24 protein-coding genes are annotated in these 22672 nt (G+C 63.5%); 14 read left to right on the top strand and 10 right to left on the bottom strand.

Annotated elements, in window-relative coordinates; translation table 11 throughout:
• Nucleotides 1–540, top strand: coding sequence for a peptide deformylase (gene def / locus BLS75_RS09845; protein WP_011062848.1), 540 nt, complete (start codon nucleotides 1–3; stop codon nucleotides 538–540).
• A gap of 18 nt (nucleotides 541–558) precedes the next feature.
• Here def and BLS75_RS09840 read toward each other — a convergent pair whose 3' ends face one another.
• Together BLS75_RS09840 and gstA are read right to left on the bottom strand one after the other, a co-directional pair.
• Nucleotides 559–984, bottom strand: coding sequence for a GNAT family N-acetyltransferase (locus BLS75_RS09840; RefSeq protein ID WP_072450743.1), 426 nt, complete (start codon nucleotides 982–984; stop codon nucleotides 559–561).
• A 265-nt stretch (nucleotides 985–1249) separates the two neighbouring features.
• On the bottom strand, nucleotides 1250–1852 hold the full coding sequence (gene gstA / locus BLS75_RS09835) for a glutathione transferase GstA (RefSeq protein WP_041119583.1): 603 nt from the start codon (nucleotides 1850–1852) through the stop codon (nucleotides 1250–1252).
• 98 nt (nucleotides 1853–1950) lie between these two features.
• Between gstA and BLS75_RS09830 the strand changes: the two genes are divergently transcribed.
• Together BLS75_RS09830 and BLS75_RS32725 are read left to right on the top strand one after the other, a co-directional pair.
• Nucleotides 1951–2811, top strand: coding sequence for a LysR family transcriptional regulator (locus tag BLS75_RS09830; RefSeq protein ID WP_041774414.1), 861 nt, complete (start codon nucleotides 1951–1953; stop codon nucleotides 2809–2811).
• 537 nt (nucleotides 2812–3348) lie between these two features.
• Nucleotides 3349–4668, top strand: coding sequence for a methyl-accepting chemotaxis protein (locus BLS75_RS32725; RefSeq protein WP_015636723.1), 1320 nt, complete (start codon nucleotides 3349–3351; stop codon nucleotides 4666–4668).
• A 60-nt stretch (nucleotides 4669–4728) separates the two neighbouring features.
• On the opposite strand, the gene BLS75_RS09820 is transcribed toward BLS75_RS32725, so the two are convergent.
• From BLS75_RS09820 to BLS75_RS09800, 5 genes are all read right to left on the bottom strand, one after another.
• Complete coding sequence (locus BLS75_RS09820) at nucleotides 4729–5238, bottom strand: hypothetical protein (protein ID WP_011062843.1); 510 nt, start codon at nucleotides 5236–5238, stop codon at nucleotides 4729–4731.
• Between the two features lie 160 nt (nucleotides 5239–5398).
• Complete coding sequence (locus BLS75_RS09815; protein WP_019093580.1) at nucleotides 5399–6814, bottom strand: MFS transporter; 1416 nt, start codon at nucleotides 6812–6814, stop codon at nucleotides 5399–5401.
• A gap of 179 nt (nucleotides 6815–6993) precedes the next feature.
• Nucleotides 6994–7737: an NAD-dependent epimerase/dehydratase family protein gene (locus tag BLS75_RS09810; protein ID WP_015636722.1), complete on the bottom strand. Its 744-nt coding sequence runs from the start codon at nucleotides 7735–7737 to the stop codon at nucleotides 6994–6996.
• 37 nt (nucleotides 7738–7774) lie between these two features.
• On the bottom strand, nucleotides 7775–8407 hold the full coding sequence (locus BLS75_RS09805; protein ID WP_011062840.1) for a glutathione S-transferase family protein: 633 nt from the start codon (nucleotides 8405–8407) through the stop codon (nucleotides 7775–7777).
• Between the two features lie 90 nt (nucleotides 8408–8497).
• On the bottom strand, nucleotides 8498–8929 hold the full coding sequence (locus BLS75_RS09800; RefSeq protein WP_015636721.1) for a PACE efflux transporter: 432 nt from the start codon (nucleotides 8927–8929) through the stop codon (nucleotides 8498–8500).
• Nucleotides 8930–9052: 123 nt separating this feature from the next.
• Here BLS75_RS09800 and BLS75_RS09795 point away from each other — a divergent pair, with 123 nt between their 5' ends.
• The gene (locus tag BLS75_RS09795) at nucleotides 9053–9967 is read left to right on the top strand and encodes a LysR family transcriptional regulator (protein WP_072450742.1); all 915 of its coding nucleotides are present in this window, start codon (nucleotides 9053–9055) and stop codon (nucleotides 9965–9967) included.
• A gap of 4 nt (nucleotides 9968–9971) precedes the next feature.
• Here the strand turns inward: BLS75_RS09795 and BLS75_RS09790 are convergent, their stop codons facing one another.
• Nucleotides 9972–10901, bottom strand: a complete 930-nt coding sequence (locus BLS75_RS09790) for a LysR family transcriptional regulator (RefSeq protein WP_041119577.1) — start codon at nucleotides 10899–10901, stop codon at nucleotides 9972–9974.
• 66 nt (nucleotides 10902–10967) lie between these two features.
• Between BLS75_RS09790 and BLS75_RS09785 the strand changes: the two genes are divergently transcribed.
• The gene (locus BLS75_RS09785) at nucleotides 10968–11588 is read left to right on the top strand and encodes a LysE family transporter (RefSeq protein ID WP_011062836.1); all 621 of its coding nucleotides are present in this window, start codon (nucleotides 10968–10970) and stop codon (nucleotides 11586–11588) included.
• Nucleotides 11589–11594: 6 nt separating this feature from the next.
• On the opposite strand, the gene BLS75_RS09780 is transcribed toward BLS75_RS09785, so the two are convergent.
• A complete protein-coding gene (locus tag BLS75_RS09780) occupies nucleotides 11595–12626 on the bottom strand; it encodes an HTH-type transcriptional regulator GntR (protein WP_011062835.1) in 1032 nt (343 codons plus the stop codon).
• A gap of 215 nt (nucleotides 12627–12841) precedes the next feature.
• Here BLS75_RS09780 and BLS75_RS09775 point away from each other — a divergent pair, with 215 nt between their 5' ends.
• Together BLS75_RS09775 and BLS75_RS09770 are read left to right on the top strand one after the other, a co-directional pair.
• Nucleotides 12842–13375 (top strand): gluconokinase, encoded by a 534-nt coding sequence (locus BLS75_RS09775; RefSeq protein WP_011062834.1) that lies wholly within the window; start codon nucleotides 12842–12844, stop codon nucleotides 13373–13375.
• Nucleotides 13376–13459: 84 nt separating this feature from the next.
• Nucleotides 13460–14812 carry a GntP family permease gene (locus BLS75_RS09770; protein WP_011062833.1) on the top strand — a complete coding sequence of 451 codons (1353 nt, stop codon included), beginning with the start codon at nucleotides 13460–13462 and terminating at the stop codon, nucleotides 14810–14812.
• A 102-nt stretch (nucleotides 14813–14914) separates the two neighbouring features.
• Here BLS75_RS09770 and alaC read toward each other — a convergent pair whose 3' ends face one another.
• On the bottom strand, nucleotides 14915–16126 hold the full coding sequence (gene alaC / locus BLS75_RS09765; protein ID WP_053153377.1) for an alanine transaminase: 1212 nt from the start codon (nucleotides 16124–16126) through the stop codon (nucleotides 14915–14917).
• A 280-nt stretch (nucleotides 16127–16406) separates the two neighbouring features.
• Here alaC and BLS75_RS09760 point away from each other — a divergent pair, with 280 nt between their 5' ends.
• The 7 genes from BLS75_RS09760 (at nucleotide 16407) to kdpB (ending at nucleotide 22635) form a co-directional block, all read left to right on the top strand.
• Entirely contained in the window at nucleotides 16407–17069 is a 663-nt protein-coding gene (locus BLS75_RS09760; protein ID WP_011062831.1) for a LysE family translocator, read from the top strand.
• 69 nt (nucleotides 17070–17138) lie between these two features.
• Nucleotides 17139–17627: a GyrI-like domain-containing protein gene (locus BLS75_RS09755; RefSeq protein ID WP_011062830.1), complete on the top strand. Its 489-nt coding sequence runs from the start codon at nucleotides 17139–17141 to the stop codon at nucleotides 17625–17627.
• 257 nt (nucleotides 17628–17884) lie between these two features.
• Nucleotides 17885–17983 (top strand): K(+)-transporting ATPase subunit F, encoded by a 99-nt coding sequence (gene kdpF, locus BLS75_RS09750; RefSeq protein WP_019093583.1) that lies wholly within the window; start codon nucleotides 17885–17887, stop codon nucleotides 17981–17983.
• Complete coding sequence (locus tag BLS75_RS32385) at nucleotides 17967–18137, top strand: hypothetical protein (protein ID WP_011062828.1); 171 nt, start codon at nucleotides 17967–17969, stop codon at nucleotides 18135–18137. Before kdpF ends, BLS75_RS32385 begins: the two co-directional genes overlap by 17 nt.
• A 13-nt stretch (nucleotides 18138–18150) precedes the next feature.
• Nucleotides 18151–19857, top strand: coding sequence for a potassium-transporting ATPase subunit KdpA (gene kdpA / locus BLS75_RS09745; RefSeq protein ID WP_072450741.1), 1707 nt, complete (start codon nucleotides 18151–18153; stop codon nucleotides 19855–19857).
• A 9-nt stretch (nucleotides 19858–19866) separates the two neighbouring features.
• Nucleotides 19867–20550, top strand: coding sequence for a potassium-transporting ATPase subunit KdpC (gene kdpC / locus BLS75_RS09740; protein ID WP_015636717.1), 684 nt, complete (start codon nucleotides 19867–19869; stop codon nucleotides 20548–20550).
• Nucleotides 20551–20562: 12 nt separating this feature from the next.
• Nucleotides 20563–22635, top strand: coding sequence for a potassium-transporting ATPase subunit KdpB (gene kdpB, locus BLS75_RS09735; RefSeq protein WP_072450740.1), 2073 nt, complete (start codon nucleotides 20563–20565; stop codon nucleotides 22633–22635).
• Nucleotides 22636–22672 lie beyond the last annotated feature (37 nt).

The following is a 22672-nucleotide window of genomic DNA, read 5'->3' as shown; positions in this document are numbered from 1 at the left end:
ATGATCCGTGAAATCCTCAAGATGGGCGATGAGCGCCTGCTGCGCATCGCCCCGCCGGTACCGCCGGAAATGTTCGACAGCCCCGAGCTCTGGGAACTGATCGACGATATGTTCCAGACCATGGAAAGCGTGGGTGGCGTCGGCCTGGCGGCGCCGCAGATCGGTGTCGACCTGCAACTGGTGATCTTCGGCTTCGAGCACAGCGAACGTTATCCGGAAGCCGAAGCGGTGCCGCAAACCATCCTCATCAATCCGCTGATCACGCCCTTGAGCCCGGTGCTGGAAGAGGGCTGGGAAGGTTGTCTCTCGGTTCCCGGCCTGCGCGGCGCGGTGCAGCGCTACCAGCACATTCGCTACGAAGGTTTCGACCCCAGGGGCGAGCCCATTGTGCGCGTGGCCTCGGGTTTCCACGCCCGGGTGGTGCAGCATGAGTGCGATCACCTGATCGGCCGGCTGTACCCCTCGCGGATCAGCGATTTCAGCAAGTTCGGCTTCACCGAAGTGCTGTTTCCCGACCTCGACCCCAACGCCGACGAATAAGCCCCGGCCCGCCCGGTGTCAGGGCCTCGACCCAGGCCGGTCGATGGCCATGGCCAGCAACGGTTTGCTGCGCTGGTAGCGGGCCAGCCGTTCGTTCAAGGCGTGTGGCAGGCAGGTCGTGCTGCAGAAGCCCATCGACCGGTACAGGGCCTGCAGGTCCGGATGGCAGAACAGCCAGACCGGGCCTTCGACGCTTTGCACGGCCTGCCCCACCAGCTGGGTGGCCAGCCCCTGGCCGCGACTGGTCGGGGCGACGAACAGGCCTGTCAGCCAATAGCCTTCAGCTGTAGGGCTCAGGCTCATGCCAGCGATGATTTTACTGCTTCTGGCAACCCAGAGCTGGCCCTCGGAAGCGGCGCGCATGGATGACCGGTGCTGGCGATAGAACTTGTTCAGCAAGGGCCGTTCAACCTCGGCAAGCAGGTTGATCTGGAGGTCGGGCATGAGGTTTCCGGATTTGGCAACAGGGGCCGGCGGATTATAAAAGAACCCTGGCCGACTATAGGTGCTATACCTGAAGCCTTTCCCGCATCAGTGGAGTGAACGTCATGTCCAAAGGTATGAACGCCAAGAAAAATGCCAAGAAAAAGCCGGCAAAGAGCGCAGACGAGAAACGCGCCGAGAAAAAGGCCAAGAAGACCGAAGTGAATATCTTCGGCCACTGATCACTTTGACGAAGCCCGCCCCGCGGGCTTCGTGTTCTCTCCCCTCAGGCCAGTTCCAGCGCCAGGGCATCGCGTACCGCCGGTCGCTGTTCGACCCGGGCCTGGAACCGCGACAGCGCCGGCCAGTTCGCCAGGTCGATGGCGAACAATGCCGTCCAGCGCAGGACGGTGAACAGGTAGGCATCGGCGATCCCGAACTGCGCGCCTTGCAGGTAGTCCTGGTGTTCCAGCGTCTGCTCGAGCAAGGCCAGGCGCTTGAACAACTTCTGCTTGAACACCTCTTTCACCCCATCATCGAACCCCGGATTGAACAGCCAGCCCATGATCCCGTGCACTTCGCTGGTGATGAAGTTCAGGGTTTCCTGCAGGCGCACCCGCTCCCAGCTGCCATTGGCCGCGGCCAGGCCGGACTCGGGCTTGAGGTCGGCGAGGTATTGCAGGATGGCCGGGCCTTCAGTGAGGACCTGGCCATTGTCCAGTTGCAGCGCGGCTACGTAGCCCTTGGGGTTGATGGCGAGGAAGTCCCGGCCGTCGGCGGTGCGCTTGCTGCGGTTGTCGACGCGGATGGCCTCGAACGGCAATTGCAGCTCGCGCAGCACGATATGGGAGGCCAGGGAGCAGGCTTGTGGGGCGTAGTAGAGTTTCATCGGCAGGTCTCTGGTGAACGTGCGAGCCAGTGTCGTGCAAGGTGGCAACATGGGTAAAATTAATCTTTCAGAACACTACCATAAGGACAGCTACTGCCATGATGAACCTGATGCACTGGCGCCTGCTGGTGGCGATTGCCGAGTGCGCCACCATCACCCGGGCCGCCGAGCAGGTGGGCATGACCCAGTCCGGGGCCAGCCAGGCCCTGGCCCAGATGGAGGACATGCTCGGGGTGCAGCTGTTTGTCCGCGAGAGCCGCCAGGCGCTGCCCACGGCGATCGGTTTGCAGGTGCTGGCCCAGGCGCGGGTGATGCTCGAGGCCCTGGCCGAGGTCCGCCGGCAGGTGGACGCGGCGCGGGGCATTCCTCAAGGCAGTGTGCGACTGGCGGGCTTTCCCATGGTCCTGGCGACTTTCCTGCCGCCGTTGCTGCGGCGTTTCAAGCAGCTGTATCCGGGCATCGAGGTGGTGCAGCTGGAGGTCAGTGATGATGAGGTCGAAACGCTGCTAGAGGCGCAACTGGTGGACCTTGGGGTCGTGCTCAACCCGGCCCCCGAGCGCCGCTCTTGGTTGCTGGGGCGTGATTCGTGGGTCGCGGTACTACCTGAAGATCACCCCTGGCAGGCCTCGACCATCGACCTTGAAACCTTGCTGGCGCAGCCCTTTGTCCTGGCCACCGGGGGCTGTTCGGTGAATGCCCGCAGCCTGGCCGCCGAGGCCGGGATCCCCCTGGCCGACGTCCGGGTGGAGGTGCGGGAATGGAACAGTGCCTTCAGCCTGGTGCGCGAGCGGCTGGGAGTGACTCTGGTGCCACAGAGTACGTTACCGGTGCAGCGCGAAGGGCTGCGGGTGCTGGAACTGAGCACAGGAGTGGAGCGGGAGTTCGCCCTGGTAGCGGCGCCGGGGCGGGAGTCGAGTGTTCTGGTCCAGGCGTTTCTGTCGACCCTCGAAGAGTTTTAGTGCGGGAGCTTCCCGGGCTTTGCCCCAGGCTCTGTTTATGTCTTGTTTGTTACTTGTCGCGAATGCACTTCAATACCTCGAAAGTTGTGAAAACAGACTGACTGGTGGCCTTGCATAGAGACTGCGGCTGTCTATGCTCAATTGTGAAAATTCGTATCTGTTGGCCTATGAGTATCCGTCCCGCGCGGCCTGCGCCGTTGTAACCGGTATGCGTGCGACCTTCATCCAGGGCGCAGTATTGAATCCATGAATAAAGGCGAGAGTGCGCAGTTAGAGGCACCGCAGTATCAGGAGTGTCGATTTAGATGGAGTTTCTTAACTTTGTTAGGTCAGGCCCGGAAATGGGGCATCAAGTAAAGGATGGCTTGATAAGAGCGTTGCAACATGGACTCTCCGATTAAACATCATTTATCACCTGACACTTCCTCTCTCATATGGAGGGAGGCGCTTGCCCTGTTTTATAGATCGTTGTGGTGGATCAGTTGAAAGACTAGAAACTTCCGTCAATCAAAAGACAGCGTTGAAGGTGATACAACCATGTTTAACCTACATCACAAGGCTGACCTGCTGGAAATCGAACGATTCAACTGTGCGCTGAGCGAGGCCAACGCCAAGTTGGCGGCGATCAGTCGTTCCATGGCGATGATCGAGTTCTCGCCCGATGGCATCGTGCTGGATGCCAATGAAAACTTCTGCCAGGTCATGGGCTACTCCGCAGAAGATATACGTGGCAAGCATCACCGGATTTTCTGTGAGGAAGAGTTCTATCGCAGCGAGGAGTACAGCAAGCTGTGGCGCGACCTGGGGCGTGGCGAACCGGTCAGCGGGACTTTTCTGCGCCTGGACAAGCGTGGCCGGGAGATCTGGCTCGAAGCCAGCTACATGCCGGTGTTCGATGCCGATCGTCAGGTGCGCAGTGTGATCAAGGTGGCGTCGGACATCTCCGAACGCATCCATGTCGAACATGAGAACCAGAGCCTGCTGAACGCTATCGGCCGTTCCATGGCCATCATCGAGTTCAGCCCGGACGGCAGGATCATCACCGCCAACGACAACTTCCTGAAGACCATGCAGTACACCCTGAATGAAATCGTTGGCCAGCATCACAGCATGTTCTGCCACCGTTCCGAGGCTGAATCCCCGGAGTACAAGCAATTCTGGGCTTCGTTGAACCGTGGCGAGTTTCACTCCCATCGTTTCGAGCGGGAAAACAAGTATGGGCAGACGGTGTTTCTCGAAGCCTCCTACAACCCGCTGTTCGATACCAAGGGCCGCCTGTACAAGGTGGTGAAGATCGCCAGCGACATCACCGATCAGATGACCACCTTGCGCTCCGCCGCCGAGTCCGCCCACAGCACCTCGGTGCAGAACGACGCCTGTGCGCAGAAGGGCTCGGAGGTGGTGCAGCAGACCGTGGAAATCATTCAGCAGATTTCCCATGACCTCAATGAAGCGGCCCACAGCATCGATGCGGTGAGCAAGCAGTCGGACATCATCGGCAGCATCGTCCAGACCATCCGCGGGATCGCCGACCAGACCAACCTGCTGGCCCTCAACGCGGCCATCGAGGCCGCCCGTGCCGGTGAGCACGGGCGCGGTTTCGCCGTGGTCGCGGACGAGGTGCGCAGCCTGGCGGCGCGCACCAGCCAGGCGACGGTGGAAATCGTCGAGGTGGTGCGCAAGAACCACGACCTGTCGACGAGCGCGGTGACCAGCATGCAGTCGAGCCTGAGCCGCACCGGGCTCGGGGTCGAACTGGCGAATGAGGCAGGGGAGGTGATCCTGGAGATCCAGCAGGGCTCGCGGCACGTCGTGGATGCCATCAGCCAGTTCAACTCGACCCTGCAGTTGCAGTAGCCGGTTTTCGCCGGGCACAAAAAAGGGTTCCCATGGGGAACCCTTTTGCGTCCAGCGGGGTTACAGCGCGGCGAGGAACTTCTCGTCCACCGGTTTGGCGCTGTCCTTGGCGTCTTTCTCTTCCTTGGCCAGTTGCATCTTGTCCTGCAGGCGCTGGGCAATTTCCTGGTTGATCGCCAGCTGGCGCTCTGGCGGCAGGTTCTTCAGGTCTTCCTCGGTCAGCCCCATGTCCTTGAGGATGCTGTCGCGCAGGCGCTGTTCCGGGGTCTTGCTCATGTAGTCCTTGAACTCGCTCAGCGCGCCGGTTTCCGTCGCGCTGGTAGCCTGCGCGGCGCTGGCGGTCGGTGGCGTGGCCTGGAGCAGCACGCGGGTCTTGGCGAAGGCGGCGTTGACGTTGTCGTCCACGCTGTTGGCCTGCTGGCTGGAGGACTGGGACGCCGGATAGGTCACGGAGTTCTGGGCCTGTTGCAGCATGCCGCTGTACAGCGCGCTGGCGGCTGCGGTAGTCGGGTCCATATCGGTGCGCGAGGTGGGCTGCACCGAAACGGATTTCTGGGCGTTGACCAACATGATCGGGAACCTGTGTAAGAGAACTAGGCTGAGGTTTTAGCAAGTTCCATGCCGATTGATACGCCCTTGTATATCAAGGGCTTGGCTCAAGACGCCGGTCGTGGCTGCCAGCAAGCGGACAAGTCTTGCCGCTTTCAGGCAACCGCTGCCGGCGCCGTCTTCATGCGTGGGCAATGTCTTCCAGGGCCAGGTTGCGGGTGCGCGGCCCGAAGCGGCCGATGGTCAGGATCACGATCAGCATGCTGCTGACGATAAAGGCCAGGACCCCGGGCGTGCCGAAATGCTCGAGGAAAAAGCCCACCAGCAAACTGCTGAACACCGTCGACAAACGGCTGAACGAGTAACAGAAGCCCACCGCCCGGGCGCGAATGTTGGTGGGGAACAATTCGCTCTGGTAGGAGTGGTAGCTGAAGCTCAGCCAGGCATTGCAGAAGGTGATCATCACCCCGCAGACAATCAGCCCCAGGGCGCTGCTCTGCAGGGCGAACAAGGTGCCGAAGGTCATGGCGCCCAGGGCCGAGCCGACGATCTGCCACTTGTTCTCGAAGCGGTTGGCGAAACGCACGAACAGCAGCGGCCCCAGGGGATAGGCCAGGGTGATGATGAAGGCGTACAGCAGGCTGTGGGTGACGCTCACGCCCTGGCCCGACAGCAGCGCCGGCAGCCAGTTGCCGAAACCGAAGAAGCCGATGGCCTGGAACACGTGAAACACGATCAGCATCAGGGCCCGGCGGCGGTAGGGCGGTTGCCAGATATCGGCGAAGCGCCCACGGCCCTGGATATCCACGGCCTGGGGTTCGGGCTCATCCAGCGGCTTGGCGTAGTCCCGGGCGCAACGGGTCTCGAGGCCTTGCAGGATCCGGTCGGCTTCGTCGAAGCGCCCGTGCTGGGCAAGCCAGCGTGGCGACTCCGGCAAGCGTGAGCGCAACCACCAGATGAACAGGGCGAACACCGCACTGGCCAGCACCACCCAGCGCCAGCCGGAGATCCCCCAGGGCGCCTGGGGCACCAGCCACCAGGACATCAGCGCCACTGCCGGCACCGACAGGAACTGCACGAAAAAGGCAAAGGCGAAGGCCGAGCTGCGCATGCGCTTGGGCACCAGTTCGCTGAGATAGGCGTCGATGGTCACCAGTTCGATGCCCAGGCCGATGCCCACCAGGAATCGCATGCAGATGATCCCCAACGCCGTGCTCTGCAGCCCCATCAGCACCGTGGCCAGGGTGTACCAGATCAGGGCGAAGGTGAAGATCGCCCGGCGTCCGAAACGGTCGGCTATCGGGCTCAGCAGGCTGGCGCCGAGGAACAGGCCGAGAAAGGTCGCCGAGGCGAAGGCCGCCTGGTCGGAAAAACCGAACACCCCCTGGTTGCCGCTGGCGAAGATCCCGTCGCGGATCAGCCCCGGGCTGATGTAGGCGGTCTGGAACAGGTCGTACAGCTCGAAAAAACCGCCAATGGACAGCAGCGCCACCAGGCGCCAGATCGTGGCCACGGCAGGCAGGCGGTCGATGCGCGCGCTGATGCCGGCGGCGCGTTGAGGGTCGAGGTCGCTGGTGAGCGGGGCAGAGGCGGGCATGCAGGGAATTCCACAGGACACAGAGCGGAAATCTTAGCCTGCTAACGGAAACCAAGGATTGTGAATCCACGTGCGTAAACCGGAGGATGCGCTGATTTATTGTCGTATTTCGTTACATCTGCCGGATTTATAGCGCAACGCCGGGCACCCGCGCGTGACGGCGGGTGCCCGGTGGTGGCTCAGTAGGTGATGGGAATGCCGAAATCTTCCTGGAAGGCATCGTCCACCGGTTCGTAGCCCAGCACCCGGGTGGTTTCGCTGAGGTCCAGGCGCTTGAAGCGATTGTTGGAAATGCCATGGCCGATCAGCAGTTGCACCCCCGGGGTTTCCACTGCCCGTTGCAGCAGCTGCACTGCATCCCGTGGGCTGAGCCAGGCGCTCAGGTCGCGGGTGGTGGTCAGTTCGTGGTGTTTCGGGTCTTCGAACGCACCAATGCGCAGGGCAATGCAGGACAGCCCGCGCTTGGCGGCATAGAAGGCGCATAGCGCCTCGCCGTAGCACTTGCTCACGCCATACAGGTTGGCTGGCATCACCGGCATGCCCGGGGTGATCTGCCGGTCCACCGGGTAGCCCTCGATGGTCTGGGCGCTGCTGGCAAATACCAGGCGCCGGCAACCGGCCTGTACCGCGGCCTCGAACAGGTAGGTGGTGGCGAGGATGTTGTTCGGCAGCAACTCGTCGAAGCTGGCGCTGGCATGGGGAATGCCGGCCAGGTGCACGATGACGTCGATCCCCGGGAGCAGGCGGCCGATGGCTTGCGGGTCGTCGAGGTCCAGGCGCACGAAGCGGTGTGGCGCGGGGATTTCGAAGTCCGGCTCTACCCGATCGGTGAGGGTGAAGCGGTGGCGCTCTTGGGAGCCCTGAAAAAACACCTTGCCGATCCTGCCGCAAGCGCCGGTCAGTAGTACGTTAAGTCCGTTCATTTCGAATCTCCGATGGGCCAGAGGAGGGATGGCCAGCTCAGGCGATGCCATTGCGCCCGTGCAGCATGAAGCCCGGGTGCAGGCTGAGGCGTTCGTAGTAGGCGGCCACGGCGGGGTAGGCCGGGTGCTCCATGGGGGTCATCTTCCAGCGATTCACCGAGAGGCCAAGAACGATATCCGCAAGGCTGAAATCCTCGCCCAGAACATAGGCGCCCGAGCGCTCGAGCTGGCGTTCGAGGATTTGCATCTTGGCATTCCAGGCCAGCAGGCTGGCGCCGATGCGCTGGCTGTCCTGGTAATCCGCATGCTGGCGCACCAGCCCCATGAAGGCATAGCTCCAGGACGGGTTCAGCTCGGTGGCCTGCCAGTCCATCCACTGTTCAACCAGGGCCCGGGCGCGCGGGGCCGTGGGCAGCAGGCCGCTGCCGGGGTGCAGGTTGGCCAGGTAGCGGCAGATGCTGTTGGATTCCCACAGGACCCCGGCGTCGTCGATCAGCACCGGTACCTGGGCATTGGGGTTGAGGGCGAGAAACTCGGGGGTATGGGTGGACTGAAAGCCACTACCCCAGTCTTCCTGCTGGTAGGAAAGCCCAAGCTCCTCACAGGTCCACAAGACTTTCCTGACATTGATGGACGAGGCTTTACCGAGAATTCTGCAGCGGGTTCCCATGACGCTTCCTTGTTCGTGGTACTGGATGGCCATGGGAATCTAACAGCGTGGTGTCGTCTCGGCGACGATCAATTTGCCGATACGGGTATCTCAGGCCGGATCGGGGAGGGCCGAGGCCGGCAAGCCGAAAACCCGGTCGAACAGCCAGTTGAAGGCAAAGGTGTAGCAGGGGATGAACAGGATCAGCGCCAGGTCCAGGAGAAAGGCCTGCACCAGGCTGATCGCCATCCACCAGGCGATCAGCGGGATCAGGAACACGATCAGGGTCAACTGGAAACCCACGGCATGGGCAATGCGCCGCTTGACCGTACGGGTGCGCGATGGCTGGCGGCTTTCCCAGCGCTCGAACAGGGTGGTGTAGATGAAGTTCCAGGTCACCGCGATGCTGGTGATGACCACCGCCAGCGGCCCGGTGCTGCTGGGCGAGGTGCCGGACAGCAGGGCCAGGCCCAGGGCCGAGAAGGTCATGCCGAACACTTCGAATAAAGAGACATAGACCAGTTTGCGTTTCACGCCTTGCATGCGGGTTCCTCGATTTTGAATGGGAATGGCCAGCCTGAGGGTGGCGCAGGGCGCGGAAGATAGCTTCAATCAAGGTGACAGAAAAAGTCGGAAGCTTTCAGTTTTCCTGATAGGTTGTTTCTCATGAACTTCTCCAGCGACAGCATCCAGTTGTTTCTCGCCGTGCTCGATCGCGGCTCCTTTTCTGCGGCGGCGCGTTCTTTGGGCAAGGTGCCTTCGGCCGTGAGCATGGGCATCGCCAACCTCGAGGCGGAGTTGGGGTATGCGCTGTTCGATCGCAGCCACCGCGAGCCGCTGCCCACGTCGCTGGCCTTGTCCCTGGCGCCCCATGCGCGGCTGATTGCCGACCAGCTCAAGCAATTGCAGGTGCATGCCGTCGAGCTGTCCCTGGGCCTGGAGAGCAAGCTGTCGATCGCGGTGGTGGATGACATCGACAAGCAACGGGTACTGGCCGCCATCAAGCTGATTGCCGAGCGTTATCCGCTGCTGGAAGTCGAGCTGCTCAGTGCTCCCCAGGATGACGTGCTGCACCTTTTGCACAGTGGTCGGGTCAGCGTCGGCGTGGCCTTTGCCGGGTTGAGCGTGAATGCCCTGGAGTATTTCCAGTACCTGGGCTGCGAGCGGATGATTGCCTGCATTTGTGCCGGGCACCCTGTGTTCCAGGCCAGTGACGGTTCGCTGTACCTGGAAGAGCTGATCAAGGTCCGTCAGGTGGTGGTGGCCAGCCGCGACCTGCCCCTGAGTGATACCCGGCCCCTGGTGGGCGAGTCGCTGTGGCGCACCGACAGCCTGGCGATGGCCCTGCACATGGTGGAGGCGGGGATCGGCTGGGGCAATTTCCCGCTGTCGGTGATCCAGCCGTTGCTGGCGGCGGGGCGCTTGCAACGGTTGCATTTCAAGAACATCGACAACGGCCTGGTGTTGCCGGTGCACGCGGTGTGGTTGAAGAACCAGCCTTTGCAGAAGGGGGCCCTGGCCCTGGTGCAATTGCTCAGCGGCGAGGACCCGGCGCTGGGGGCCGTGGCCCCGCCTGCCTGAGTGCCTACGCCAGGGCTTGCCGGCGCAGCCAGTGCAGCAGTTTTCCGCTGGCCGAATCCGGGTCTATGGCCTGGGGGGAAAGCAGGTAATAAGCGCTGCCATCGGCGACAAAGCCGAAGGGCGCACACAGCAGCCCGCCCTCCAGGTCGTCACGCACCAGTTGCCAGGGGGCAATGGCCAGACCCAGCCCGGCCACGGCCGCTTGCAGGCTGAAGTAGAAGTGCTCGAAGACCTGCTCCGGTGGCGTCGGGGCAACCGGTTGTTGCTGCAATTGCAGCCACTGTTGCCAGGCGTGCGGCCGGGTGGCGCTGTGCAGGCGCGGTGCCTGCGCCGCCAGTTGCGCCAGCCCGGCCGTTGCCGGGGTCCAGTCGGCCTGGCGCTCGGGGCGGCATACCGGGCCTATGGCTTCGTCGAATAGCCAGTGGGCCTGGGTGTCGCGGCTCCAGGCAAAGTCGTTGCGGCGGATCGCCAGGTCGATACCGGCACCGAACGAGAAGGGCCCGCCGCCGGCCAGCAGTTGGATCGGCACTTGCGGGTGCTCGGCATAGAACCCCGGCATGCGCGGAATCAGCCAGCGCATCAGCAGGGTCGGCTCGCAGGACAGCACCAGCGGTGCTGCGGGAGCCGGGGCTCGCAGGCGGCTGGCGGTGCTCTCGATCAGGTCCAGGGCCTGGGTCACGCTGTGCAGCAGTTCGGCTCCGGCGGCGGTGAGAAAGACCCGCTGGCTGCGGCGCTCAAAGAGAGGGGTGCCGAGGTCCTCTTCCAGGGCGCGCACCGCACGGCTGATGGCGCCGTGGGTCAGGTGCAGGGTGGCGCCGGCCTGGGTGAAGCTTTCCAGGCGTGCAGCGGCTTCGAAGCAGCGCAAGGCGCTCAGCGGGGGCAGGCGCCGTCGCGAGAGTTGTGAGTTTTTATCACCAGGAATGTCAGTTTTCATCGTTATCGGCCTGGGTCATGGTCCCAATACAGTAGCGCCTGATTCTATAGCCTAGGCGTATTCAACGTGACCGAACTGTTACTCGTAATCACCATTACCATTCTTGCTGTACTCAGCCCCGGGGCCGACTTTGCCCTGGTAACCCGCAACAGCCTGCTGCTTTCGCGCCGCCACGGCGTGTTCACGGCCCTAGGCATCGGGCTCGGGGTCATGGTGCATATCGGCTACAGCTTGCTGGGAGTGGGGGTGCTGTTGCAGCAGTCGCTGCTGTGGTTTACCGGCTTGAAGATCGCGGGTGCGCTGTACCTGATCTACCTGGGCATCAAGCTGTTGCGCAGCCCTGAGCAACGTCCGGGGGAAGAACCGGCAGAGGGGGCTCGGATGTCGACCTGGGGCGCCTTGCGCAGTGGCTTTCTGACCAATGCCCTGAACCCCAAGACGATGATTTTCGTTCTCAGTCTGTTCATGCAGGTGATTCAGCCGGGCACGGCCTTGCCGGTGCAGATCGGCTACGGCGCGATCATCGTCCTGGCCCACGTACTGTGGTTCGTGCTGGTGGCGCTGTTTTTCTCGGCACCGGCGATTGCCGGCCGGCTACTGGCCTACAAACGCCGGATCGATCAGTTGTTCGGCGCGGTGCTGGTGGGCTTCGGCCTGTTGCTCAGTGTCCTGAGCGTCAGGCCCTGAGGCGTTTCAGGTGCTTTCCCGAACCCGCAGTTCAAAGCCCATGTCCACCACCGGCTCGGCCACGCTGTTGCCGGCCAGCAGGGTCAGCATCTGTTCGGCGGCGCGGCGGCCAATGGCTTCGCGCGGAGTGCTGATGCTGCTCAGGCGCGGCACCATGTGTTCGGAGGAGGGCAGGTCGTTGAAGCCCAGCACCGCCACCTGCTCGGGCACCTTGATCCCGCAGCGCATGGCTTCCAGCAGCGCGCCCTGGGCCAGGTCGTCGTTGCCGAAGAAGATCGCGTCCACCTGGGGCTGGCTCTGCATCAGTTGCAGGAACAGCTCGGCCCCCAGGCCGACGGACGAGGGCCGTGGGGTCAGCAGTTCCAGGTCGGGGTTGTACAGCCCGGCCTGCTGCAGGGCACGGCGGAAACCTTCGCCGCGCAGCAGGGTGCGCTGGTCCAGTTGCGCACCGACGTAGGCCAGGTGCTTGCGCCCGCGGGAAATCAGGTGCTGGGCCGCCGTTTCGCCGGCGTTCAATTGCGAGAAGCCCACGCAGTTGAGCCCGGCGCCGGAGTCCAGGTCCATCATGTAGACGCAGGGAATGTTGTTCGCCTCGATCATCCGTCGGGCGCTTTCGGTGCGGTCGAAACCGGTCAGCAGCAGCCCCCGGGGCTGGTAGGTCATGTAGTTGCGCAGCAGGTTTTCTTCTTCGTCCCGAGAATAGTGGCAGTTGCCGATCAGCACTTCGAAGCCTTTGGGGCGCAGTACCTGGTGGATGGCTTCCAGGGTTTCGATGAACAGCAGGTTGGACAGCGACGGCACCAGCACCACCACCGACTGGCTCTGCGCCGAAGCCAGGGCGCGGGCGGCGGAGTTGACCACGTAGTTCAGTTCCTGCGCGGCCTTCTGCACCTTTTCCACCAGTTCGGTGGCCACGCTGCTGACGCCGCGCAGGGCCCGGGAGGCGGTAATCGGGCTGACTCCGGCCAGGCGGGCGACTTCATTGAGGGTGGGACGGCCCGTGGTACGGGTGTTTTTATCGTTTTTATGAGTGGTCATCAGACGGCTTGCCAAACAAAATTCAAGTCTCTAAGGTAGCGCTGTCCTGAAACAGCTGCAATGCGTGAGCGAGGTGTGCCTGACCCTCGCTCTTTGGTTTGGCGGACTATATACGCGGCAACCCACAAAAATGACAAGAAGGCGTCGGCAGACACTGTTTTTGTACTAGATTTTCTATTTGCGAAGGTAGCGCTGTCTGCGCGCTGAGGTGTTTCATGAGTCAACCCATCACCGCCCTGGTCATCATGGGTGTTGCCGGCTGCGGCAAGTCCAGTGTCAGTCAGGCCCTGTGCCAGCGCAGCGGCGCCATGGCCATTGAAGGCGATACCTTCCACCCGGCGGCGAACATCGCCAAGATGAGTGCCGGCATTCCCCTCGACGACGAAGACCGTGCCGGCTGGCTCGACAGCCTGTGCGATGAGTTGCGTCGTGCCCTGGCCGCCGGCCAGCACCCGGTACTGACCTGCTCGGCGCTCAAGCGCAAGTACCGCGAGCGCCTGCGCGCCGCCACGCCCGGCCTGGGCTTTGTCTTTCTCGAACTGACTCCGGCAGTCGCCGCCGACCGTGTGGCGCACCGGCCAGGGCATTTCATGCCTTCGACCCTGATCGACAGTCAGTTCGCCACTCTCGAATCCCCGGTGGGGGAGCCGCTCACCCTGGCCCTGGATGCCAGCACCCTGAGCGTCCAGCGCCTGGCCGAACTGGCCAACCAATGGTGGCTGGAGCATGGCCTGGAACCTTCACATTAAGTGCTGGCTCGAAAAAGGTAGCGCTACCCCACTCGGCCCTTGTTTTTAACGCTTTAATAAAAACAACAAACCGGAGGCAATCCCATGTTTGGCATGTCCCAAGAGACCTATCTGCTGGTTGATGCAGTGGTCACTATCATCGGGCTGATCGTGTTGATCACCCGATTCAAGCTGCACCCCTTCATCGCTCTGATCATCGCCGCGGGTTTCCTCGGCCTGACGTCGGGCATGCCGGTGGACAAGATCATCAAGGCGTTCCAGGACGGCTTTGGTGGCGTGCTCGGTTTTGTCGGCATCATCCTGGCCCTGGGTACCATGCTCGGCAAGATGATGGCCGAGTCCGGTGGCGCCGATCAGATCGCCCAGACCCTGATCCGTTCGTTCGGCAAGGAGCGGGTGCAGTGGGCGATGATGTTCGCCGCCTTCCTGGTGGGCATCCCGCTGTTCTTCGAGATCGGCTTCGTGCTGCTGATTCCGCTGGTGTTCATCGTTGCGCGGCGTACCGGGGTGTCGCTGATCAAGATCGGCATTCCGCTGCTGGCCGGCCTGTCGGCGGTGCACGGCCTGGTGCCCCCGCACCCGGGGCCGCTGCTGGCCATCGGCGTGTTCGGCGCCGACATCGGCAAGACCATCCTGTATGGGCTGATCGTGGCGCTGCCCACGGCGATCATCGCCGGGCCGATCTACGGCACTTTCATTGCCAAGTACATTCCCGGCAATCCGTCCCAGGAACTGGTGGACCAACTGGCCCGCGAGCCCCAGGCCGCCCAGTTGCCCAGCTTCAGCGTCACCCTGGTGACCGTGCTGCTGCCGGTGTTCCTGATGCTGCTCAAGACCTTCGCCGACGTGGCGCTGCCGGACGGACACTTCTTCCGCATCTGGATGGACATGATCGGCCACCCGATCACCGCCTTGCTGCTGGCGCTGCTGCTGTCGCTGTACACCTTCGGCTACAAGCAGGGCATCGGTTCCAAGCAGATTCTCAAACTGTTGGATGCCAGCCTGGCGCCGACCGCGGCGATCATCCTGATCATCGGTGCCGGTGGCGGCTTCAAGCAGATGCTGGTGACCAGCGGCGTGGGTGACGTGATCGGCCATATGGCGGTCAATGCGCAGATCTCGCCGATCCTCCTGGCGTGGCTGGTGGCGGCGGTGATCCGTATCGCCACCGGTTCGGCCACCGTGGCCACCATCACCGGTGCCGGCATCGTGGTGCCGGTGGTAGGGATGATTCCCGGGGTCAACCGCGAGCTGTTGGTGCTGGCCACCGGCGCCGGTTCGCTGATCCTGTCCCACGTCAACGACGCCGGGTTCTGGCTGGTCAAGCAATACTTCAACATGACCGTGGCCGAGACGTTCAAGACTTGGACGGCGATGGAAACCATCCTTTCGGTGGTGGGCCTGATCTTTATCCTGCTGCTGTCGTTGGTGGTTTAAACGGCTTCGCCGGCAAGCCGGCTCCTACAGGGAGCAGGTTGTCGGTGAAACGCGAGTACAAAAAAACCGCATCGCTGCGGTTTTTTTGTGGCTGAAAGCATCTCAGCTTTTCTGCACCAGCCCGTCGGCGCGGAACATGCCGCGGATGCCGCGCACTGCCTGGCGAATCCGGTCCTGGTTTTCGATCAGGGCGAAGCGCACGTGATCGTCGCCGTATTCACCAAAACCCACCCCCGGCGAGACACAGACCTTGGCCTCGGCCAGCAGCTTCTTGGCGAACTCCAGGGAGCCCAGGTGCGCGTAGGCCTCGGGAATCTTGGCCCAGACGTACATCGAGGCCTTGGGGTTCTCCACCATCCAGCCCAGTTCGTGCAGGCCCTTGACCAGCACGTTGCGCCGCTGCCGGTACTGTTCGGCAATGTCGCGCACGCATTGCTGGTCACCTTCCAGGGCGGCAATCGCCGCCACCTGCAACGGGGTGAAGGTGCCGTAGTCGTGGTAGCTCTTGATCCGCGCCAGGGCGCTGACCAGTTCCGGGTTGCCCACCATGAAGCCGATGCGCCAGCCGGCCATGTTGTAGCTCTTGGACAGGGTGAAGAACTCCACCGCGATGTCCTTGGCGCCCGGCACCTGCATGATCGACGGGGCTTTCCAGCCGTCGTAGACGATGTCGGCGTAGGCCAGGTCATGGATCACCAGCACGTCGTACTGCTTGGCCAGGGCGATCACCCGTTCGAAGAAGTCCAGCTCCACGCACTGTGCGGTGGGGTTGGACGGGAAGCCGAGGATCATCATCTTCGGCTTGGGGATCGAACCGCGGATGGCCCGCTCCAGCTCGGCGAAGAAATCCACCCCGGGCACCAGCGGCACCGAGCGCACCTGGGCGCCGGCGATGACCGCGCCGTAGATGTGGATCGGGTAGCTGGGGTTGGGCACCAGCACCGTGTCGCCCTGGTCCAGGGTGGCCAGCATCAGGTGCGCCAGGCCTTCCTTGGATCCGATGGTGACGATGGCTTCGCTTTCCGGGTCGATATCGACCTCGTAGCGGTCCTTGTACCAGCGGGAAATCGCCCGACGCAGCCGCGGAATGCCCTTGGAGGTGGAGTAGCCGTGGGTGTCTTCGCGCTGGGCGACGGTGACCAGTTTCTCGACGATATGCGGCGGGGTAGGGCCGTCGGGGTTACCCATGCTCAAGTCGATGATGTCTTCGCCGCGCCGACGCGCAGCCATCTTCAGCTCGGCAGTGATATTGAAAACATAGGGGGGAAGACGATCGATGCGCGCAAAGCGGCGCGGCGAACCTTGTTCGGCCATTGTTGCCTCGAAAAGACGTAAGCGCCCGGAACCGTCCGAGCGACGTTGGCCACTGCGGTGGCCTGCGGGGCAGACGATACGGGCGCCGCCGCCGGCTTGTCCAGAGGCGCGGAAAATTATTTTTGGTGCGCCCGTGCGGATTTGCGAGGGGGCAGGATTTGCCGCTATAACGTGCACGCTTCTTGCCTGCAAGGGCTGTGAGCTGCCTAAGCCGGCCCGGCTTTTCCGGGCTCCTCGCACCTCGCCCCTCTTCGAACAACAGCAGCAAACGGGATGAATGATGGAGTTTACCAGCGGCTTCTTGTTGAGCCTTTCGCTGTGCCTGGACATCGGCGTGGCCAATATCGCGATGATTACCCTGGCCATGCAACGGGGTTATTTCCAGGGCTTCTGCCTGGGCCTGGGGACCTGTGTCGGCGACCTGATCTATGCGCTGCTGGCCCTGGCCGGGATGACCGTGCTGCTGCAATACCAAAGCGTGCGCTGGGTGCTGTGGATCGGCGGTTCGGCCCTGCTGGTGTACTTCGCGGCGAAGATGATCTACGCCGCCCTCCATCACAGCGCGGTGCTGGCCACCGCCGGGGAGGCGGACCAGGGTTCGCCGCGCCGGGAGTTTTTCCGCGGGATCTTCCTGGCCATGTCGTCCCCCAGTGCGATCCTCTGGTTCGCTGCCGTGGGCGGCACCCTGATTGCCCGATCCGGGGGCGGTGGGATTGCCGATTCGGGATTGTTCCTGGCCGGCTTTTTCTGTGCCGGGCTGGTCTGGACCCTGGGCCTGTGCCTGGCCGCGACCCAGGGCGGCAAGCTGCTGGGGGACAAGCTGTTGCGCTATTCCTACCTGGCATCTGCGGCGATCTTCTGCTATTTCGCGGTGTACGTGATTCTATCCGGCTACCAGGAGTTCATCCTTGGTACGGGCGCGGCAGACCTTCCGGCGCTCTGATCCTGGCCTTGGCTATTGGCTTCTATACTTCGTGCCGAACCCATCTTTTCTGCGGCAGGAGTGGCATTCATGGATGAGCAAGAACAGGGCAGAGGCCCAGAACCGCGCTTCGAAAGGGAGCGTTTTTTGCTGATCGCCGGCCTCGGCGAACGATTCACTCCTGCCACTCGCCAGGACATCGGCCTGCTGTGGCAGCGCTTTGTGCCGCACATCGGCAAGGTGCCGGGGCAGGTCGACCGCAAGACCTATGGCATCTGCTGCAACCCCGACGGCCAGGGCGGCTTCGAGTACATCGCCGGGGTCGAGATCAGCAAGCTCGACGATCTGCCCGAGCGCTATCGCTGGATCGAGGTGCAGCCGCAGCACTATGCGGTGTTCGAGCATGGCGGCGCCTTGCAGGACTTGCCCCGGACCTTCGACTACATCTGGAACACCTGGCTGCCCCAGTCGGGTCGAGAGGCCGCCGATGCCCCGGAATTCGAGCGCTACAGCGCCGACTTCAACCCCCAGGCCGGCACCGGGGTACTGGAAATCTGGCTGCCCCTGAAAAGTGAATGACCCCCTCGGGGGCGCTGGCCCGTCCCCGATTCTCCAGCCCCGCACCGCCGCAATCTTTACGCCGTCTTAATGCCGCCCCCGGCAATCAGTGCCCGACCTTGATGCGCCCTCACCTAACCTGCGTGGCGCAGAGGAGAGCGGTGGACGAGGCGTTCCCGACTCCCTGCCGGCGCCCGTCGCGGGTGCCCTGACCGGCCGTGCCCGGGTTGCGCTTTGCGCTCCCGGCACCGCCTTTGAGCATTAAGGGGAGAGCTGCCTTGCTGACACTGCCATTCATCTACGGCGCCAGTGGTTTGTGCGCCGTGCTGCTGTTTGCCTACCTGGGTTATGCGCTGATCCGTGCCGAGAAATTCTGATGACCGCACGCAGCAACTGCCACCCACTTTCATTCGCCCGTCCGGGCATCTACCAGAAAGGAAACCAGCCATGTTCGACCTGATCTTCGTGGGCCTGACCCTGGGGTTCTTTGTGTTGACGGCCCTGGTCATCGTCGCCATGGGCAAGATTTGAACGGAGCATCGACATGTTGAGTACTGTGCTGGAATACGCGGTGATCCTCGGCCTGATGACCGGGCTGGCCGCGCTGATGGGCCAATGGCTGGCCCGGGTCTTCAGCGGCCGTGGCCACGCCTTGGCGGAGCGTGCCACCTACCGCCTGCTGGGGATCGACCCGGCTGAAACCATGGGCTGGGCCCGCTATGGCTCGGCCCTGCTGCTGTCCAATGCGGCGATGATGCTGCTGGGCTACCTGCTGCTGCGCCTGCAAGGCAGCACACCGCTCAACCCCCTGGGGCTGGCGGCGCAGACCCCGGACCTGGCGTTCAACACCGCCGCGTCCTTTATCACCAACACCAACTGGCAGGCGTACTCAGGTGAAAGCAGCCTGTCGAACTTCAGCCAGATGGCAGTGATCACCTTCCTGATGTTCGTCGGCGCCACCGCCGGCGTGGTGGCGGCAGCCGGTTTCATTCGTGGGCTGAGCCGTTCCAGCTCGGCGGACCTGGGCAACTACTGGGTCGACTTCACCCGCACCCTGTACCGGGTGATGCTGCCGTTGTGCCTGGTCATGGCCCTGGTCTATGTCTGGCAGGGCATGCCCCAGACCCTCAACTCCCAGGCCCTGGCCACCACCCTGGAAGGCGCCCAGCAGCAACTGATCGTCGGCGCCGTGGCCAGTTTCGAGTCGATCAAGCACATCGGCACCAACGGTGGCGGCTTCTTCAGCATGAACGCGGCCCACCCGTTCGAGAATCCGACGCCGCTGACCAACGTCCTGCACATCCTCAGCATGTTGCTGATCCCTTCGGCCCTGACCTATGCCTTCGGCAGCATGCTGCTGCGTCGGCGTCAGGGCTGGGTGTTCTTCGGCACTTTCCTGGTGATGTTCGTCGGCTTCCTGGCGATTGTCTTCACCGCGGAGCAGGGCGGTAACCCGCTGCTGACCCAGGCCGGTGCCGACCAGCAGATGTCGGAGACCCAGAGCGGCGGCAACATGGAAGGCAAGGAGCTGCGCTTCGGCATTGCCGACACCGCGCTGTTCGTCACCACCACCACCGGCGCCACTACCGGTTCGGTGAATGCCATGCACGACTCGCTGACCCCCATGGGCGGCTTCGTGCCCCTGGCGCAGATGATGCTCAACTGTGTGTTCGGCGGCGACGGCGTGGGCTTTATCAACCTGATCCAGTACGCCCTGCTGACGGTGTTCCTGGTGGGCATGATGATCGGTCGCAGCCCTGAGTTCCTCGGCAAGAAGATCGAGGCCCGGGAGATCAAGCTGGTGATGCTCTCGGTGCTCGCGCACCCGATCTGCATCCTCGGTTTCACCGCCCTGGCGGCACTGTGGCCGGGCACTCTCAACAGCCTCAACAATCTGGGCCCCCATGGCTTCAGCGAGGTGCTCTACGCCTACGCCTCGGGCACCGCCAACAACGGTTCGGCGTTTGCCGGCCTGAACGCCAATACACCGTTCTTCAACACCACCATTGGCCTGGCGATGCTCATGGGGCGCTTCTTCACCATGCTGCCGATGCTGGCCGTGGCCGGTTCCCTGGCGGCGAAAAAGAACATCCCGGCCGGTGCCGGCACCATTCCCACCGCCACGCCGCTGTTCATGTTGCTGGTGGTGTTCGTGGTGCTGGTGGTCGGTGGCCTGACTTTCCTGCCGGCCCTCGCGCTCGGCCCGCTGGTGGAGCAACTGCAGTTGCTCGCCGGCCAGACCTACAAGTAAGGGGTTGTGATGACTACGCAAATGCAAACCCAGGGCGCCACCGCGCTGCTGTTCAAGGGCCTGTTGCGCCCGGTGCTGGTGTCGGCGGTGTTCTTCATGCTGCTCACCGGGCTGGCCTATCCGCTGGTTACCACGGGGTTGGCCAACCTGCTGTTTCCGTTCCAGGCCCAGGGCAGCCTGGTGCAGCGTGATGGCCGGGTCGTGGGCTCGGCGCTGATCGGCCAGGCGTTCGACCGCCCGGAGTATTTCCAGGGCCGCCCGAGCATGACCCTGGGCAGCGATCCGCTGGACCCGAGCAAGAGTGTGCCCCAGCCCTACAACGCCGGGGCCAGTGGCGCCAGCAACCTGGGCCCCACCAGCCAGAAGCTGGTGGACAGCGTGGCCGCGCGGGTCAGCGCCTATCGCCAGCTCAATGGCCTGGCGGCAGACATGCCGGTGCCAGTGGACGCAGTGACCGCCTCGGCCTCCGGCCTGGACCCGCACATCTCCCTGGCCAACGCCCGGCTGCAACTGAACCGGGTGGCCCGCCAGCGGCAAATGGCCGCCGTGGACGTGCTGATGCTGCTGCAGGCGCACAGCGAAAGCCGCACCTTCGGCCTGCTGGGCGAGCCCCGGGTCAATGTGCTGCAACTCAACCTGGCGCTGGATGCCCAAGCGCCCCTGCATTCCTCGCCCGTTGCGGCCAGTGAGTAAGAGACGTCGATCATGAGTAGCAACCCTCGTATAGCGTTGTTCGACCGTGGGCTAGTGCTCACCGCGTGCCTGGATGCCGTGAAGAAACTGCTGCCCCAGGCGCAGTGGAAGAACCCGGTGATGTTCGTGGTCTACCTGGGCAGCCTTCTCACCACCCTGCTGTGGTTCCAGTCCCTGGGCGGCGAGGGTGAGGCCCCCAGCGGCTTTATCCTCAGCATCACCCTGTGGCTGTGGTTCACCGTGCTGTTTGCCAACTTTGCCGAAGCCCTGGCCGAGGGCCGCAGCCGGGCCCAGGCGGCGAGCCTCAAGGGCATGAAGCGCCAGACCCTGGCCAAGCTGCTGCAACAGCCCCGGCATGGCGCCGCCTGGTTGCCCATGGCCGCCAGTGAACTGCGCAAGGGCATGGTGGTGCTGATCGAGGCCGGCGACCTGGTGCCCCTGGACGGCGAGGTCATCGAAGGCGTGGCCACGGTGGACGAAAGCGCCATCACCGGTGAATCGGCGCCGGTGATCCGCGAGGCCGGGGGCGATTTCTCCTCGGTCACCGGCGGCACCCGGGTGCTGTCGGACTGGTTGGTGGTGCGCATCAGCGTCAACCCCGGTGAGTCGTTCCTGGACCGCATGATCTCCATGGTGGAGTCGGCCAAGCGCCAGAAGACTCCCAACGAGGTGGCCCTGACCATTCTCCTGGTGGGCCTGACCCTGCTGTTCCTGCTGGTGATCGTGACCCTGAGCCCGTACTCGATCTTCGCCGTGGCCATGAGCGGCACCGGCAGTGTGATCAGCGCCACGGTGATGGTGGCGCTGCTGGTGTGCCTGATCCCCACCACCATCGGTGGCCTGCTCTCGGCCATCGGTGTGGCGGGCATGAGCCGGATGATGTCGGCCAATGTCATTGCCACCTCCGGCCGCGCCGTGGAAGCGGCGGGGGACGTGGACGTGCTGCTGCTGGACAAGACCGGCACCATCACCCTGGGCAACCGCCAGGCCAGCGCCTTCCTGCCGGCGCCGGGGATCAAGGACAGCGAACTGGCGCAAGCCGCGCAACTGGCTTCCCTGGCGGACGAGACCCCGGAAGGCCGGAGCATCGTGGTGCTGGCCAAGCAACTGTTCGACATCCGTGGGCGTGACCTTCACGCCCTGGGCGCCAGCTTCGTGCAGTTCACCGCTCAGACCCGCATGAGCGGGGTCGACCTGCCCGAGGGCCGGAGCATCCGCAAGGGCGCGGCCGATGCCATCCGCCGGCATATCGAGGCCCAGGGCGGCAGCTTCCCGCCGGCCTTGCAGGCCAAGGTCGATGAAGTCTCGCGCCGTGGCAGTACCCCGCTGGTGGTCAGTGAAGGCGCCCAGGCCCTGGGCGTGGTGGAGCTCAAGGACGTGGTCAAGGGCGGGATCAAGGAGCGCTTCGCCGAGCTGCGGCGCATGGGCATCAAGACCGTGATGATCACCGGCGACAACCGCCTGACCGCGGCGGCCATCGCCGTGGAAGCCGGGGTCGACGATTTCCTCGCCGAAGCGCGGCCCGAGGACAAGCTGCAACTGATCCGCGACTACCAGGCCAAGGGCAAGCTGGTGGCCATGACCGGCGACGGTACCAACGACGCCCCGGCCCTGGCCCAGGCCGACGTGGCGGTGGCCATGAACAGCGGCACCCAGGCGGCCAAGGAAGCCGGCAACATGGTGGACCTGGACAGCAACCCGACCAAGCTGATCGAAGTGGTGGAAGTGGGCAAGCAGATGCTCATGACCCGCGGCGCCCTGACCACCTTCAGCGTGGCCAACGACGTGGCCAAGTATTTTGCTATCGTACCGGCCGCCTTCGTCGCCACTTACCCGCAACTGGCGGCGCTGAACGTGATGCACCTGAACAGCCCGAACTCGGCGATTCTCAGTGCGGTGATCTTCAACGCGCTGATCATCGTGTTCCTCATCCCCCTGGCGCTCAAGGGGGTGAAGTACCGGGCCATTGGCGCCGCGGCGCTGCTCAACCGCAACCTGCTGATCTACGGCCTGGGCGGGGTGCTGGTACCCTTCGCCGGGATCAAGCTGATCGACATGCTGCTGGCCGGCCTCGGCCTGGTCTGACAGGGACTTGCAAGGCGGCGCTCTTTCGAGTGCCGCC

The organism is Pseudomonas sp. NFPP12 (assembly GCF_900103205.1).
Taxonomy (GTDB): Bacteria; Pseudomonadota; Gammaproteobacteria; order Pseudomonadales; family Pseudomonadaceae; genus Aquipseudomonas; species Aquipseudomonas protegens.
This window is presented reverse-complemented; position numbering and strand designations above follow the sequence as displayed.

What these genes read in the sequence shown, in the direction of transcription:
- def (WP_011062848.1), top strand. Translation starts at nt 1, where the DNA reads ATGATCCGTGAAATCCTCAAGATGGGCGATGAGCGCCTGCTGCGCATC.
- BLS75_RS09840 (WP_072450743.1), bottom strand. Translation starts at nt 984, where the DNA reads ATGCCCGACCTCCAGATCAACCTGCTTGCCGAGGTTGAACGGCCCTTG.
- gstA (WP_041119583.1), bottom strand. Translation starts at nt 1,852, where the DNA reads ATGAAACTCTACTACGCCCCACAAGCCTGCTCCCTGGCCTCCCATATC.
- BLS75_RS09830 (WP_041774414.1), top strand. Translation starts at nt 1,951, where the DNA reads ATGATGAACCTGATGCACTGGCGCCTGCTGGTGGCGATTGCCGAGTGC.
- BLS75_RS32725 (WP_015636723.1), top strand. Translation starts at nt 3,349, where the DNA reads ATGTTTAACCTACATCACAAGGCTGACCTGCTGGAAATCGAACGATTC.
- BLS75_RS09820 (WP_011062843.1), bottom strand. Translation starts at nt 5,238, where the DNA reads ATGTTGGTCAACGCCCAGAAATCCGTTTCGGTGCAGCCCACCTCGCGC.
- BLS75_RS09815 (WP_019093580.1), bottom strand. Translation starts at nt 6,814, where the DNA reads ATGCCCGCCTCTGCCCCGCTCACCAGCGACCTCGACCCTCAACGCGCC.
- BLS75_RS09810 (WP_015636722.1), bottom strand. Translation starts at nt 7,737, where the DNA reads ATGAACGGACTTAACGTACTACTGACCGGCGCTTGCGGCAGGATCGGC.
- BLS75_RS09805 (WP_011062840.1), bottom strand. Translation starts at nt 8,407, where the DNA reads ATGGGAACCCGCTGCAGAATTCTCGGTAAAGCCTCGTCCATCAATGTC.
- BLS75_RS09800 (WP_015636721.1), bottom strand. Translation starts at nt 8,929, where the DNA reads ATGCAAGGCGTGAAACGCAAACTGGTCTATGTCTCTTTATTCGAAGTG.
- BLS75_RS09795 (WP_072450742.1), top strand. Translation starts at nt 9,053, where the DNA reads ATGAACTTCTCCAGCGACAGCATCCAGTTGTTTCTCGCCGTGCTCGAT.
- BLS75_RS09790 (WP_041119577.1), bottom strand. Translation starts at nt 10,901, where the DNA reads ATGAAAACTGACATTCCTGGTGATAAAAACTCACAACTCTCGCGACGG.
- BLS75_RS09780 (WP_011062835.1), bottom strand. Translation starts at nt 12,626, where the DNA reads ATGACCACTCATAAAAACGATAAAAACACCCGTACCACGGGCCGTCCC.
- BLS75_RS09775 (WP_011062834.1), top strand. Translation starts at nt 12,842, where the DNA reads ATGAGTCAACCCATCACCGCCCTGGTCATCATGGGTGTTGCCGGCTGC.
- BLS75_RS09770 (WP_011062833.1), top strand. Translation starts at nt 13,460, where the DNA reads ATGTTTGGCATGTCCCAAGAGACCTATCTGCTGGTTGATGCAGTGGTC.
- alaC (WP_053153377.1), bottom strand. Translation starts at nt 16,126, where the DNA reads ATGGCCGAACAAGGTTCGCCGCGCCGCTTTGCGCGCATCGATCGTCTT.
- BLS75_RS09760 (WP_011062831.1), top strand. Translation starts at nt 16,407, where the DNA reads ATGGAGTTTACCAGCGGCTTCTTGTTGAGCCTTTCGCTGTGCCTGGAC.
- BLS75_RS09755 (WP_011062830.1), top strand. Translation starts at nt 17,139, where the DNA reads ATGGATGAGCAAGAACAGGGCAGAGGCCCAGAACCGCGCTTCGAAAGG.
- kdpA (WP_072450741.1), top strand. Translation starts at nt 18,151, where the DNA reads ATGTTGAGTACTGTGCTGGAATACGCGGTGATCCTCGGCCTGATGACC.
- kdpC (WP_015636717.1), top strand. Translation starts at nt 19,867, where the DNA reads ATGACTACGCAAATGCAAACCCAGGGCGCCACCGCGCTGCTGTTCAAG.
- kdpB (WP_072450740.1), top strand. Translation starts at nt 20,563, where the DNA reads ATGAGTAGCAACCCTCGTATAGCGTTGTTCGACCGTGGGCTAGTGCTC.